13 protein-coding genes and 2 pseudogenes are annotated in these 15,081 nt (G+C 33.8%); all 15 read right to left on the bottom strand.

Annotation, left to right across the window (positions count from 1 at the left end):
• Positions 1-128: 128 nt before the first annotated feature.
• Positions 129-1,502 carry a 5-methylcytosine restriction system specificity protein McrC gene (locus tag CKW03_RS01075; RefSeq protein ID WP_169918967.1) on the bottom strand — a complete coding sequence of 458 codons (1,374 nt, stop codon included), beginning with the start codon at positions 1,500-1,502 and terminating at the stop codon, positions 129-131.
• 179 nt (positions 1,503-1,681) lie between these two features.
• Positions 1,682-3,283: an McrB family protein gene (locus tag CKW03_RS01070; protein WP_093100997.1), complete on the bottom strand. Its 1,602-nt coding sequence runs from the start codon at positions 3,281-3,283 to the stop codon at positions 1,682-1,684.
• A gap of 46 nt (positions 3,284-3,329) precedes the next feature.
• The gene (locus CKW03_RS01065) at positions 3,330-5,228 is read right to left on the bottom strand and encodes a Dam family site-specific DNA-(adenine-N6)-methyltransferase (protein ID WP_093100998.1); all 1,899 of its coding nucleotides are present in this window, start codon (positions 5,226-5,228) and stop codon (positions 3,330-3,332) included.
• Between the two features lie 157 nt (positions 5,229-5,385).
• Positions 5,386-6,897: an HAD family hydrolase gene (locus tag CKW03_RS01060; protein WP_093101000.1), complete on the bottom strand. Its 1,512-nt coding sequence runs from the start codon at positions 6,895-6,897 to the stop codon at positions 5,386-5,388.
• 354 nt (positions 6,898-7,251) lie between these two features.
• Entirely contained in the window at positions 7,252-7,533 is a 282-nt protein-coding gene (locus tag CKW03_RS01055; RefSeq protein WP_093101001.1) for a hypothetical protein, read from the bottom strand.
• Complete coding sequence (locus CKW03_RS01050; RefSeq protein WP_093101003.1) at positions 7,520-8,608, bottom strand: DUF3800 domain-containing protein; 1,089 nt, start codon at positions 8,606-8,608, stop codon at positions 7,520-7,522. Before CKW03_RS01050 ends, CKW03_RS01055 begins: the two co-directional genes overlap by 14 nt.
• A 37-nt stretch (positions 8,609-8,645) precedes the next feature.
• Positions 8,646-9,290 carry a hypothetical protein gene (locus CKW03_RS01045; protein WP_093101004.1) on the bottom strand — a complete coding sequence of 215 codons (645 nt, stop codon included), beginning with the start codon at positions 9,288-9,290 and terminating at the stop codon, positions 8,646-8,648.
• Entirely contained in the window at positions 9,290-11,650 is a 2,361-nt protein-coding gene (locus CKW03_RS01040; protein ID WP_139185532.1) for an N-6 DNA methylase, read from the bottom strand. The genes CKW03_RS01045 and CKW03_RS01040 overlap by 1 nt, the downstream gene beginning before the upstream one ends.
• Positions 11,651-11,658: 8 nt before the next feature.
• Positions 11,659-11,868 carry a helix-turn-helix domain-containing protein gene (locus tag CKW03_RS20975; RefSeq protein WP_445009323.1) on the bottom strand — a complete coding sequence of 70 codons (210 nt, stop codon included), beginning with the start codon at positions 11,866-11,868 and terminating at the stop codon, positions 11,659-11,661.
• Positions 11,857-12,249: pseudogene (locus CKW03_RS01035) on the bottom strand (recombinase family protein); the annotation flags it as partial. The pseudogene CKW03_RS01035 and the gene CKW03_RS20975, both read right to left, overlap by 12 nt.
• A 342-nt stretch (positions 12,250-12,591) precedes the next feature.
• Positions 12,592-12,858, bottom strand: coding sequence for a hypothetical protein (locus CKW03_RS01030; protein ID WP_093101007.1), 267 nt, complete (start codon positions 12,856-12,858; stop codon positions 12,592-12,594).
• 98 nt (positions 12,859-12,956) lie between these two features.
• A complete protein-coding gene (locus CKW03_RS01025) occupies positions 12,957-13,574 on the bottom strand; it encodes a polymorphic toxin type 10 domain-containing protein (protein ID WP_093101015.1) in 618 nt (205 codons plus the stop codon).
• A gap of 243 nt (positions 13,575-13,817) precedes the next feature.
• Positions 13,818-14,321: a hypothetical protein gene (locus CKW03_RS01020; RefSeq protein ID WP_093101009.1), complete on the bottom strand. Its 504-nt coding sequence runs from the start codon at positions 14,319-14,321 to the stop codon at positions 13,818-13,820.
• 2 nt (positions 14,322-14,323) lie between these two features.
• Positions 14,324-14,908: a JAB-like toxin 1 domain-containing protein gene (locus CKW03_RS20195; RefSeq protein ID WP_236736570.1), complete on the bottom strand. Its 585-nt coding sequence runs from the start codon at positions 14,906-14,908 to the stop codon at positions 14,324-14,326.
• A pseudogene (locus CKW03_RS20870) lies at positions 14,899-15,049 on the bottom strand (RHS repeat domain-containing protein); the annotation flags it as partial. The pseudogene CKW03_RS20870 and the gene CKW03_RS20195, both read right to left, overlap by 10 nt.
• Positions 15,050-15,081 lie beyond the last annotated feature (32 nt).

Here is a 15,081-nt window from a genome sequence, read left to right as displayed (position 1 = left end):
TTCTTCCCGTTGTCTGTATTGCAGATGGAAACTATAACGAATAGGATCTAGAAATGTTCGTTTTTTGAGACAGGTCTTTGTATGACCTGAACATGCCACCATTTTTTACGATAGACACAATAATTCAACTAGTTTTCTTGACTAATAATACGTCCTAGGAATTTGTCGAAATTTTGACATTTTCCAGGTGACAACGGCACTGCCCCGACACCTTCCAAATTGTCCTCATTATTAGTTTGAATTATTTTTTTAGTATAGAAGAGTATTTCGGTGCCGGGATAAACAACTATAGCGAATTTGGTATTATTAATTGCATCTACATAAGCGTGCATTTTATGTATGTCTTCATGTTTAGGCGAACGTATAGATACCGAATCCCGAAAATTAGAGCTATTAAACTTATATTTTGCATCGAAAATGTATAACTTTCCTTCGTATAATAGTGAAATGTCCGGTCTTAAATTTACAGAATATGACCCGCCATTCTTTTTGCTATACGATTTGTTATATGATAACTCAAGTTTTTTATTTTTCCATGTATAGCTATTGATAGATGAGTCATTTTTTAAGGTGCTATTACTAATAATTTCATTAATTGTGCTATCCCCAAAGAAAAATTCAGCAATTTTAAGAAAAACCCAAATTTCATATAAGGTGGCAATGTTTTTAAGACCGGCTGTGTGACGTAATCTTTCTTGACTTTCTAGTATCGGCTTAAAACTGAATTTACTATGAATATAATGATGATAAATTGCACTGTACCCAACTTTTTTTAATAGCACAGAACTTCCAGAAGGTATATATTTTAATCTACCTACATTTCTAAAAAATGGTAGTAAAAGATATTGATTAACTGTCTTTTGCAGCTTTTTAGCCCTTTGGTCAATAGTTGAACCGATATTATAGGATTTAACTCTTATGCATATAGCACTTATTTCTTCCAAAAAAAAACGCAGAAAACGGTTTTCAGTAGTATCTAGGTCGTTAACAAACTCTTTATTGGGTATGCTTATAGGTAGTAATCTTTTATCAGTTCGATTATAAATTTGTCCTACAATGCTAGAATTAGCTAAAGAATGGTCAGATTTTAGTTTTCCGTATTTCTTGGTTGACCCTAATTTAGTATAAAAAGTATGATGAAGGTGTTTTGATTTTTCTATACTTCTTTTAGTTTCGGATGTAGAGTATCTAAAATTTGGAAATTTTATGCATTGTGACAATAAGGCATCAAGATTGCTGCCGAATGGAAAAGTGAAAGCCAATTGGTAATAATATTCGAAGATGCCAAGATCATCTAATGAATATTTATTTTCAATTTTACGATGTACAAATGATGTTCCTTTAATGTTAAAAGTTAACTTATTGAAAATGGATGTAATTTCATCTAATAAGGTTTGAAATTGAGCGTTTCCATCTTTATCATCATATAATTTCTTTGTTCTTACGTCATAGATTGAGCCGAGGATATTAACATTCCCTACTATATTGTCAAACCTAATCACGTAAATTTTATTTAAGGGATGGTAGTTTATGATAGAAGACAGAATATAGTTGTCTTCTATCCAAAGCTTTAGAAATCTATCTGTATAACCTTCAGTATTAAGATAATAGGTCTCTCCTTCAAATATTATATTTGATACTATTTTGCAATTTAGATTTATATCGGAATACAGCTGAACCATTATTCTAAGAAGCTAGCAAAACCATTATTTACGAGGTTATTATACAATCTGCATAATTTCGAAATACTTTCAGGATACATTGTTTTTGAAGGCTCGATTGACGATATGCTTTCTACATTAATAATCTCATATTGGCTAGGATCATTATATTGCACAAATGCAATCAATTTCCTTAATGGTTCATCTAGTTTGCCAAACGAGCCATTTATCTTAGGAAGAATTTTTTGGCAGATTTGAACATCGATAGCATCATATATTATTTCATTGTCGTTCCCGATATATTCGACTGCATTGTTTACAAACTGCGCCATTTCGTTAATTACTCTGTATCCAAAATGTAAATTGTATGGATGAAGAATACTCAGAAGTTGTTCCACTGTTTGCTTAAAGTGTTCCGGGGAATTGCTGTAGTGGCCGCTTGTAGATAGTATTGCAGATTCAAACTTTGGAAAAGTCTTTAATGTGAAACGATCTTCGCCTTGTTCTTGATTATAAACAGATAAACTTACGTCATTAAATTCTATCACATTAGCACGGTCTAGTACCTTGGGGCTAAAGGAATAGGTAGTTTCATCTATATTAACTGTCCCAGTAACATATAGATTCATTGGTATACCAATTGAGTTTGGAATTATGTCAAAATAGTCGTCATTTGAATCCGCTTGATATGGGTGATTATGAAGCCATATATTTTCTTGTTTTATAGTATCACCAACTTTTATTCGACTTTCTAAGCAGCTTAGAAAGTCACTAAAGTAGTGTTCTACTTTAGATAAGTTCATCTCATCTAATATCAAAAAAAATGGCTTAGACGGATGCTCTTGGGCGGTTAAAATAAACTTTAATAAAGGCGTTAAGCTATATTTTTCCTCAAGAACGTTGTAATAACCAAACAATTCTGTATTGTCTGTCCAATTGCTTTTCACAGATACAAATAGCTTATTGTCAACTAAACTTGTTTCTTTTCGGTCTAATGCAAGTTCAACTCCCTTTACAGCTTCATCATTTACACTTACAAGCTCAAGTTCACGCATACCAATCTTTCTAAAATTTAAAACATCACCGTCATTATAATGCTGTTTTAGGAAGTCAGAAGAGTTATATTGCTCAGCTTCATTTCGTTTCGATACAAATCTTATGCGTACTAATGGATTGGTTGCTCGCTGTAAATATACTCCAATTTTGTATGTTCCATTCGGATCTCTGACAGTGAATGTTTCTGGCTCCGTTATATTCCCATTATTCTGCCTTGCTGCTAGTGTATCAATCTTTGCTTGAATCCCTGGAATCTCGTCAGTTTCAAAAAGTGACGGTAAATCGTTGAATTTAAAATTTGCTCGATCCCCTGCTAGAATGCGATTCGTTATTTTTAAAATAAGATAATCGTCATCTTTTAAAGGAATTTCGGAGGCCTCCGATTTGACGGCATCATCTACAAAAACTTCAAAAAGTTGTGCAATTTTTGTTTTACCCGTACCTGATATGCCGGAAAGAATCAAAAAAGGTTTAGTGTAAAGTGATAAGCAATACTTAGTAAGTACTTTATTGCTAAAATGAAACCCTTGATTTTTATAATGGTTAAAATATTGATCTACACTCATGAGAGGTTATGTTAGAAGGATTTTTTATTTGATTCTCCTTTGAAAATCAATACCCGACAAAAATATATTCCTGGACAGTATTTTTATTATTTTTCACTTTGTTTGCTTGGTTTCCTATCGAATACTTGTAATCAATTGGAAGTACTTCTACATTTTTTTTGTATTTTGCCAACAATGAAATCATTTCATCCAAGGTTGGTAAACTGTTTGATGAATACGATACCATGATAATGCTTTCTTTGTATTTTTTGAAAAGTAAATCAAAAGCATCTGCTGCTCCTTTTCTTGAAGAAAAAGGTGTGGGATATGATTTAAATTTTTTTGTAATAGTATGCTCTTGTATCTCTACGCCTTTCCAATCTCGAGCAATGCCTTCAACAAAATGATATCTTCTGACATATTCATTATCAGAAAGTGGTGAATAGTAAGGGGGATCAATATAAACCAATGAGTTTTCAAGATTATAAACCAATGTCATCGCATCCCCATGTCTTGATTTACATGATTTACCATTATCAAATACTGCTTTATTAATTGAATCAACAGCTTCAAGAAATTGTGAAGAAAAAGTCATTTTTAAATCTTTCCTTCCATCATCATATTTGTACCCAACATATGTGAAAATACCTCTTGGTCTTTTCTTTAAGCAGGCTCTAATTAATGCAGCCGTAGCTATTGCTGATTTGTACTTGTTTTTTAAACTTTTAATATTTGCTCTTATAATGTCGATAGTTCTATTTTCTTCATCGGTAAAATATAAACCCTTAAACGTTTGCTCTACAAAGTTGTCACCTAGTCTGCTCGGCTTCAGTAAACCTGCTGCCTCTTCCTCTGATAAAATAACATTCTTGTTTTCTATCATTGCTTTAGTGAAAACTGCAGACATAGCCATATAGTCATTGCTAATTACGCTTTTTCCCTGTGACTTAAACATATATCCTACTATGCCGGAACCAGAAAATAGGTCAACAACATTTTCAAAATTGAATTGTGAGGCGATAGCCCATATATGTTCAAGAAGTTTGTTTTTCGAACCCATGTATCTTGTGGAGGGATAAAGAGTTGTTTGAATAGGCAGATTAGCTGGTAATGCTTTTAAGTTGAAACGAGGTTTTGCTATTGCATTAACTATAACGTCTTCCCCCGTCCGTCCCTTACCATTACAGGAGATATATCGTTTTGTCTGGATAATTTCAACGTGGAATTTTCCATATTGTTCATGTACAAGTGGATGATTTGAATTTGTTAAAACTACATGCGCGCCAATATTATGTAGGCGTGTCACTTCGTCAGCCAATTCAATATGATCCTCTTCATAAAATTGTTCTTTCGTGTACCGCTTAAAATCCGCGTATTCAGATATAGGTAAGTAAGGTGGATCTAAAAATATAAAATCTCCAGGTTCAGCGAATTCTTTAAGAACGTGTTTGTAATCGCCACATATAATTTTTGTATCTCTCAGTAACAATGAAGCCGCATGTAGGGAATCTTCGTCTAATATTTTTGGGTTTTTGTATCTTCCGAATGGAACATTAAATATACCCTTTTTATTTACGCGATATAATCCGTTAAAACATGTTCTATTTAGGAAGATAGTTCGTGCAGCTGCTTCTGCAGGTTCCAATTTTGTCCAATCAAGTGCTCTAATATAATAGAAGGTATCTTCTGTATTTTCAAGCTTTTGAAGGTAACTTATGATTTTGTCAACTTCGTTTGCTACTGATCTGTACAGATTTACTAATTCAGGATTGCTGTCTGCTATTATTCCATTTTTAGGTTTATGAGCAAAAAAAAGCGCTCCCCCTCCAAAGAACGGCTCTATGTATTTATTATACGATGTTGGTATCAAAGGAAGAATTTGGGGAAGCATTTGAGTTTTTCCGCCAGCCCATTTCAGCAGTGGTTTCGACTTGTCCAACAAATTATTGTTTATTGCAACGTTCATAAATTTTTTTTTTCAGGCAAATGTGCTTTTTTGCATATTATTATCCCGGTTATCTAAAGACTAAATTATTTAAGCGGGAACCAAGTACTATTATCAATACTTCTATTTCACCCAAAGACAAAGATTATTTTTTGACTAATGACCATTTTCTTAGCAGCTAGCGCCTAACTTGATTTATCGAATCCTTTGCTATAGGTGTTGAATTCTTTGTATTTTGCGATGTTGATTGTTGAAGAGTTTTATGATTGAGTAGTTTATCTTCTTTCACTTTACTATCTAAATTGCTATGGCTTGTTGAATGGCCAAAAAATAAAGCGAAGGTAAGAATCATAAGTGGAGTAAATAGTAAGCCGTAAAATATCCAATATTTATTTGAAGAATGTATGATCCACTTTCTTTTACCAAATGATATGGATTGTGGACTGGCTTTTCCAATAGATGTCGTCAGGCCGAGCTCAGGTAGTGTCCCAGCATTTATTGTTTCTATAAACTGTCCTTGCTTAACTGCTCCTAGTAGTAGCTTATGATACCAAAATCTATCCATATACCAAAAAGCCACTAATGTAAGCATACCTGTAAAACTTAGTACAGCTGAAGCAGGGAGGTGAAATCCTCCAAAATTTAATTGTATTTTCTCTTTTTCCAATAGACCAATTCCTGCGACGATGGCTGTAAACAATGTTAGGGCATAATTTCTGATTCTCAATTCTAAATCATTAAAATGCTGTTGGACATCTATTGTCTTTTTCCAAATCTCCACTGTAGATTTAGTATCATCATTTTTGCGCGATCTATCCAAAGGATAAAACTCAAAGACGTTAAGTAATTCTTTTAACGAAGTTTCAAGGGTAAGATTTGCTGATATTTTTTTCCCTTTAAAGTCTTCTTTAAATTTTATTTCTCTTTGAACATCTTCTTCTGACCAATGTGTGACCTCTTTTAAAAGATCGTATTCTGCGCCAACCGTCTTATCACCATATTGAGCATAGATGCTAGTTATACCAGCTTTATTTGCCATAAATACGTCCCTATCAAGTTTATCACCGATGTAGATCGAGTTTTCTTTTTTTGCATTAAAGTCTTTAAGAATTATCTCTAGAATTTCTGCATCGGGTTTATTTACGCCTCTTGACAAATATCTAAATTGTGTTTTTTGGGGTTCCCAGTGACCTGCTGGATAAAATTTCCTTACACTTTCAGGTACTTCTGAATCAACCGGCGCATATATGCAGTCAAATAATCCATCCATATTGAGGGTTTTCAATCTATATTTAGTATAAAATGAATGGGATTCTGTGAAGCCAATTATCATAGCGCCAGAATTTTTTATTGCAGATAAAGTCTTAAGCGTATCCTTGTATAAAAGCAAATTATTCTTTTTGTTCGAATAATATTCGTGCATAATGCTCTTTTCTCCATCTTCCTCTTTAAACATCTTATCTCTATGTTCATCGGAAAGTTCAGATAATTCATCAATGATAAAGGATGATTCTGTGGTTCCATATTTCTGATGAAGATTTTTGAAATCTGTTTTGAGCTTTGTTTTGTCGATGCCGAATTCTTTGCTAATTCTAGTTAAATAAGGCTCAAACGACATGTGCCACATAGAAAGCCAATCCCATATAGTATTATCTAAATCGGTTACTACAAAATTTACGCGTTTCTGCATCGTGATCTTTTGATATTCGTTTTATAAAAGTTTTTCCAAAGTTACTAATCTACGTCCGTAATAGCTGCGCCGAAAAGCTCTTTCATAAGATTATTACCATATAAATTCGCTATGACCTGAATATAATAAAAAATTTGTTTAAAGTTTTTTATTTGGCGGTTCTACTTGTCTAATATTCCACCTAGGATTCCATCTTTTAATTAGTTCTGTTTCTAATTCCATAGGGCAATCCACAAAGTCTATATCATGAGTGACGTACCAATTTATACGTAACTTCTTAAATCCATCTACAAGCATGTTTTCCTTCCATAATTTATATCGAGGAATTCCCTTTTGAGAGCCTTGAATTAATCTTCACTTGATACCAGTCATACCAGCTCTCCCCTTCCTAACTTTTATTTTACCTTCCGGTGTTTTTTTGCCTGAGCTGCCGATATATACCAACTCTTCTTTTTCAAAACCGATTCCATATATAAGATAAACACCAGACATATTAGCTGGTGCATTACATTTTTGAAAGCAGTTTTTTCTTGTAGGTAATGGTAAGAACGTAAAGAAACCGAAGTTTGTATACTTATTTAATCGCGTGTCCATCGTTTTGTGAGAGTCATCGAGAAACTTTTCAATTTTGATCATTTGGGTTTTGAGAACTTGAAGAAATCAATGAAGACATAATATCAACATGGTCATGTTTAGTTTTTCTTGGTGGCGGAAAGGTTGGAAAATCATATCCAGGATGTATACCTGTTGCAGTTAATTCTCCCAAGCCTAGTTTAAGTGCTTCAGCATAAACTTCCTTGTTTCTAACAAGACCACTTTGAATCTTTGATCTCTGAGTTATAAAACCAGCTATGATATCACACAACTGAATAGAGCGATTGATCTTAGAATCCTCACTTTTAGTATCTACAATTTTTAAAGGAAACTTTACCGATGTACCATCAGGTAGGGGATGAATAAATTCCGGAACGTCTGGTTTAGTTATAGATTTCCAAACGTCTAAATTTCGATAGAAATTAGATGATTTGTCATGGATAATCTCAAAATCTTCATCAGACCGTTGTCTCCAACGCCCGACTAATCCCAACATTGTTGCTAACTGCAAGTCGTTGGTTTTCTTGTAAGTATCGAAGTTTACAAATCGTTCTACAACTCTTGCACCTTCAATCATTTGATCAATCAATGTTGCGACTTCAAAAACAGTTTTATCTCTTATATCTTTAAGGTTTTGTAATAGTATCTTCAAGCTGTCTTTAGAAGCATTTCTACTGAACTGTTGGTATGTCGCGAGGACATCGTCATATACGTCAATTTTTGAGATGGTAGTAAGTCCTACATATACATAATTTGCAAATTTAACGTTAAATCCATCTTTATAAAAAGCTGTACCAGAACTATTAGCTAATGGTTCGATAAAATATTCAATCATTTTTATCAACATGGCGAATCTTTTATCTATCGTAAAAGATAAGCATCGAACTATATAAGGTTTAAGTTCTTTTGCGAACGTGGTCAAATATATTTCATTCTTCGAATTTACAATATTTGAGAATTTATACTCTTCAGACTGGTACTTTGGGAATGATCGTTTGAGAATATATTCGGCAAGATCTGGTTCTATATCCGTGCTTGTTATAGCAAATAAAGGCTGTTGAGGATCTAGATAATTATATCCTGTAAATCCAGATTCATCAAAATATATAGTCTTCATGTTATTGGCAAGCTAAAAGTTATACAAGTTTGACATCCTACATGCCACGCCGGCTATCAATAAATTTTAGTTCTGTACGAAGATATGCTAATAAGCCCCCGAACCAACGTCCCAATGTTTTTTCATTATCTATTAAATGAATATGCCTGTCCGTATTATTCCAATCTGCATTCATTGCAAAATGAAACTTACTGAGATCTACCGACCTACGTTTTTCTTCAGCGATCATGTCGGTAAAACTGTCTCCAAATTCAGACGAAACAAATTCGACAAAGTCAGAAACCGTATCATCAATATTTCTATTCCGAAGAAAATGCCAGTGAGGTTGTGGATGATTCATATTATTATCTCCATAATCATCCCACTCTGCTCTAAATAATTGGTTTTTATAGTTATCGTCTTCCTCACCCTGGAATACGGATACAGTTAATAACACACCTTTCGGATATTTAAAATTCAATTCAACAAATAACCAGTAATCGCTAAACCATTTTACAACTTTCACGGTTTCACCGTCATTTCCATAATCATTGTAAGCATCTGAGCTAAACTCAGAAACCGTTAATCTGTAAGTTCCAGATGATTTATAGGCAGACAAAACAAAATTTCCACCTTCTCCTTTAATAAAAAATGGACCTAATGCTTTGTTAATGGTGTGGATAACATTTTTTATACTAAGCATCACAAATCATTAGGATAGTAATTTATTACAATGTCATCTAATATGGATTTAACATATGTATCGCCATCAGATAAGAGTCTACCAATTTCAACCATCTTTGAATACATTGGACTCTCCTTAACCAAGTGATCTCTAACATTAGGTATCGGAATCTGTTTTGTGTGCTTTTTGCCCAGATCATACCATCTACCGCCAGCAAGTTGTCGAGAATAAATAGAGAGTAATTTGTCGAAAAAGTTGCTTGAAAAAAGAGATAAATAAAAGTAAAGATCTTCACTATCAAATTTATATTTAGACTGCCAAGCGTAGCCTCTTTCTACTACAAAGTCACCACTCTTATCGATAGCAAACGAACTGGAATTTCCAAACTCTGTAGATATCAGCTTTGTAGCTTTATTTCTTTGCCATGCCCTATGTTCACTTAATTGCCACCAGTTTGTTTCATCTTTTCTTGCTCTGTTGGATAATATCTCTTTAAAGCCAATTACCTTCGCATAATAATTTGGTGCTTTTTCCAAGAAATCCAATTCAGTATTGATAGTCAGCCCATTAATATCATAAGGGTACCATGTGTAAAATGACTTTTTAAGATAACCGTTGGAAATTGATTCATTATCTGTTACGGGTCTAAAGTATATTTTTTCATTATCAGGAAGATTTTGATAATCGTTTCCTGAAATTTTAAATATGTTATTATTACCTGTTCGAATACCCTGTTGAACATCAAATAAATCACCAAGTTTAACGAGCTTTCCATTTATAACATATAGTTTTAAAGATTTTATAAGACTATGCTCTTTAAATGATACTGCTTTCCAGCTATCCTCAATTACTGGAAACGTGTCAGGCTTAAATATGCTGAAATCAACTTGATCCTTACTTCCCCCAGTAGAGTATTGTATTTTTCGTAACTCTCTAAGAGCATTATGAACTATTCCCTTTTCATTTCTAGTCCACAGCAGAGTTGGAATAGTGTCTTGTGTTTTAGGTTTGTGACCTACAAACATGCTTACATCAGTTAGTGCATCTTCAAACACAAAATTTCCAAGTTTAGCTAACAAGTCAATATTAATCGTTTCAAACACTTCCTTCCTCAATCGATCGTATGCGCTGTAAGTAAGTATAGAAGAAGGTATTACACTTCCAACACAACCTCCTTCTGCCAAATGCAACACCGCTTTGTAAAAAAAGGCACTTGCTTGATTTGGTCTCCCGGTAAAGTTTGAATTTAGTATCATCCTTACCGCTTCCCGACTTTTTTTTGTTCCTAGATGTTCCCATGACGCAAAGGGCGGATTCATTACAATTATAGAATAATCATTATCCCAACGTTCCAATAAAGAATCATCAACTATGTTAACTTCAAAAGATAGCCTTTCTTTCCATATGGATCGTTTTTCATAGCTCAACAAAAATCTGGTAGTATTAATGGCCGTTTGTGAGCTGTCAAAACCATGGATGGTTATATTTCCATGGTAACGTACTTCAGCTAATTGTTTAAGTACTTCTATTAGAAATTCCCCGGATCCACAGGCAGGATCTAATATTTTAATCAAGTCCGTTTTAGTCGAGTCAATATTTTTCAATACGTTTTCAACAATAGACCTTGCTAAATATGATGGTGTGTAATGTATACTTGAGTAGGCAAGATTTTTTGTCTTTACAGAAGAAGAATAAGTGCCAAAAAGATCCATTTGGCTATCAAAAAACATAACTTCCTTTTGCGCCTCCTGAAATATTGCTCCAGAACTATGTCTTAGTATTAGCCCTAAATTGGGCTTTAAATGCCCAGCATTTGTTTTAAATCGTTCGACAAAAGCATCAAAATTATTAGGTATGGTAATGTCTGATATATTCCATTTATTTTTGTCTAATTCAGATAGATCGTCTTCTAAACTTGCTAGAAGTATAAATAGCAAGTCTAAAGCTTGCGTCGGATTTTGATATTCAGAAGTTAAAGTCCTGAACTGTTTAAATATATCTATTATTTTGGGTACAATATCTTTATCTGATTTGTGACTTTTTGATACAAGATACTCGTAGAACTTCTCTAAGTTGTTTCCAATTGCTTTTAAGGGTATTTCCTCAACTCTATTCGGATTGCTCCAGTTATATAGATTTGCAGTTTCATCTTTGATATAGAGATAGTTTTTAGTATTACTGGACCAAGACTCTGAAAAATACGAATCCATAGATCCCTCTTCTTCTGACACATCAAGACAAAAATTTCCAGTAACACCATTCAACATTATAAATTTGCTTTCAACCAACGGTATTAAATGTACGGGCAGATGGCCCAGATTTTTTGTCCAGAAAGTTAAGTCTTTGAAATTTCCCATATCTTCTTCAAAAATATACAAATAATTGTTTATTTATTAAGATCATTATCCATTTTGTCATGTGCCTTTAAATACCGGTAACACGTTGCTCGACTTATTTTCAGACTGTCGGCTATATCTTGCACAGAGGGGCTATCGCTAGCATCATATAATGTTTTCACTGCCTTTATCTTCTTCATAGTTTCTTTACCATATCCAGGTGGTCTCCCCCCCTTTCGACCACGTGCTCTGGCTGAAATTAAACCGGCCTTAGTTCTTTCGGAAATAATTTCTCTCTCGAACTCAGCTAGCGAAGCGAAAATGTTAAATGTAAATCGACCTGTAGCCGTATTTGTATTAATTCCGTCTTGTATGCTGAGAAAGTTCACATCAAGATGTTGCATTTTTGTGATTAGATCAATTAGGTCTTTTAGAGATCTACCGAGACGATCTAATTTCCACACGACAACAGTATCATCTTTTCTTAATTTTTCGAAGAGTTTCTTAAGCTCTGGGCGTTATTTCGATTTTCCGGAAATCTTTTCTTCAAATACGATTTCGCAGCCAGCATTTTTCAATGCATCGATCTGCATGTCTAAGTTTTGATCTTGGGTACTTACCCTAGCATATCCTATTTTCATAAAAACGATTGATAAGCTAATTTATGAAACATAGATTTGTGAAACAACATTTTGAGACACTATATGACATGAAATATCTTCAATTATTGAATCCATTATTTTTGTCGCAGAAAACGACCATATACATGCAAACCCAAAAACCAGAATGAGGAAATTGAATTCCAGTCCCATAATTGCCACATTTTTGTTGGCTTTTCAATAATATTTAGTCCTCAGTCCACTTTCCATCGATCCAAGGGTTCCTGAAACATGCATGTTTAACCTAGGTTTTAAAGATAGAATACAAATTTAGGTCAAATATGCTAGTGTCATTATTGTTCATACAAAATGATATTAGCTTTTTTATTTATTGGTGTAATTTACAAATATTTTATTAGGGTATTCTTCACCCTGATATTCTGGATTAATTTTAATTGGAAACGTTTCAATTTTATGTTTGACAATTTCTTTATAAAAATCAATTCTATTGATTAATTCCTTATAGTTATTGCTCCTTTTTGCTCTGAAATAACATGAGTCAAGAATTTGCAGTGAAACGTCTTCATATTCATTGGTTTCAGGATTAATTTTGAAAACAGAGTATTTTTCATACCAAGCATCCCAAATCATTTTTGCTTTATCTTGCTCTAAAGGGATTGCTTCTAGTTGATTTACCTCTAATTCAAATGGAATTTTAGTTTTAATTATTTCACTTTTATCAAAAGCATTTAATAGATCTTCATCATAAGCGTTAGTTGTGTTTTCACGTTTTGTTGATTAGGTATTGTAAATTCTCTTGCTCCTCCTTCCGTTAAGCCAAAACCTATAAACCCTGGATTGTCGCGATTTATTGGTGATGAGAGACCTGAGCTGGGAGTATCAAATTCAATAACTAAAAAATCCGACACAGATTTAGGAATTGTCAATTTTTCAGCAATTTGAGAAGCATTTAGTCCTTTTATATCTTCTGCAGCTGTCACAAATACATCCTTTAATCCAGGAGCACCTAGTGTATTTCCTTTAATATTTGCAGGAATTACTCTTGCAAGTCGTTTGGGTATAGAATTATTAAGTAGGGGAATTTTTATATTCCTTGGCCTAGGTTCTGCACTTGGTTTATTTCCTTGACTTAAAGCAACTATTTTAGTTGTGCTTGTAGTAATTGCAAACAATACATCAAAATTTGTTTCTGGATTAATTCCCTTTTCAAATGCATAATCAAACCCAAATGCGTTAACGACCGACCACATCCCAATATTCAAGAATGTTCCAGATGCTTTTTTATTACCCCAAACAGTAACCGTTTTAATTATACCTCCAAATAAGGTAGAATCGGTTGCAGCCATTCCAGTAGGATCACTGTATCTAATCGGACTATTATTTCCATAAATATATGACGTATAACTTTCAAACGCTTCCCCTAGCGGATCCACCACGTTTCACCGTCCGATCTCCGGGTCATAAAACCTTGCACTGTAGTCCAGTTGGTCTCCCCGCTCTGATTGTCGCTCCTTGCCATTGTAAAGAAAGTTGTTTATCCCTCCGGTTACAATAGCCCTGGTCTTGACAATGGCATAATAATCCTGTAGTTAATTCAAAAAAGGCAATGCCATTTCATTCACCAATAGCTCAAACTTATCATCATGATAAATATAAACCCAGACCATTGGTTCAAATATTTCAGGTTCATCTGCTATCTTCCCTTTATTTTTCTCTTTTGTATGTTTGTAAGGAATTAAAAAATCAAATGACGTCTTATCTTTAGTTTTATTATAAAATTTATGGGCACTGTTTCCATAAATCATTACCGGAATTCTATTAAAATCAGTATACCCAAACAACCTTTCCCTTTTACCTTCTAGGTACCATCTTAATTCTTCTTTTTCGAGCCCTGTAGCCTTTATCTCATAAGTATCATCAATATTGTTTATATTTAGGACTATTACACTTTTTTCCAAAATAGAATTTTCCTCTAAATGCTCAAAAACAGTTTTAACAATCTCAGCTTCGATCTTGGGCTCTTTCGGAGTTAAAAAACAAACCTTAGTCTGGATGTTACAACTCCACAATAATATCAAAAACAGATATTTCATAATTAGCGATTTTTGGGTTCGTACACTTTTTCAGGGTCAAAACGAATATACATTCCAGTTTTCGGAATGTAAACATGTAATAATGTTTTAGAAGAAAAAGAATTAATAAATACAGCGGTTGCTTTGTCCCCCGTTTTTCTGTTTTGTGTAGCTGTACCGTATCCACTTGGCCCTTGAATTGAATTAGGGTGGCTATGATTCACTTCGCGTATTAATTTACGCTTTTCCCCGAGCCCTTTCGCCAGATGGTTCGCTCCAACCTCGAAATTTCCCTTATTACTGGTAGATAGATAATTAGATTCCTTTTCATATTTCACATGTCCCCATTCAACTTTCGAGTTATTAGCTACAAATTCAAAAAGTTCTGTAGCCTGTTTATCACCTTTAACACTAAAATAAGAATATTCTTTTCCACTGGATGAGATAGCTTTCTTTTCATTATTCAAAATACCTTCTTCCACCTCGATAGATTTTTCCGTTTCGCGTTTGTTCTTATCCAATACGATTAACCTATCTGTTTTATCTTTGGTCTCCCTTAGAAATATAATATTGCCTGCTTCATCCAATCCATAGTCATCAGGTATCATGCCATCAGGATCAATAAATCGCATCGGATTATTGAATACATAATTATAGGGACTGTGTCTCCTCATCTTCTCTGCCAGCGGATCCACGACGTTCCAGCGTCCGATCTCCGCATCATAGAACCTCGCTCCGTAATCGTACTGCCTATTGGGATCAACCAATGGTGATCCTTATA

This window comes from Sphingobacterium mizutaii, from assembly GCF_900187125.1.
GTDB lineage: Bacteria > Bacteroidota > Bacteroidia > Sphingobacteriales > Sphingobacteriaceae > Sphingobacterium > Sphingobacterium mizutaii.
Note: the sequence above shows the minus strand (reverse complement) of the source record. Positions and strands in the feature narration are given on the sequence as shown.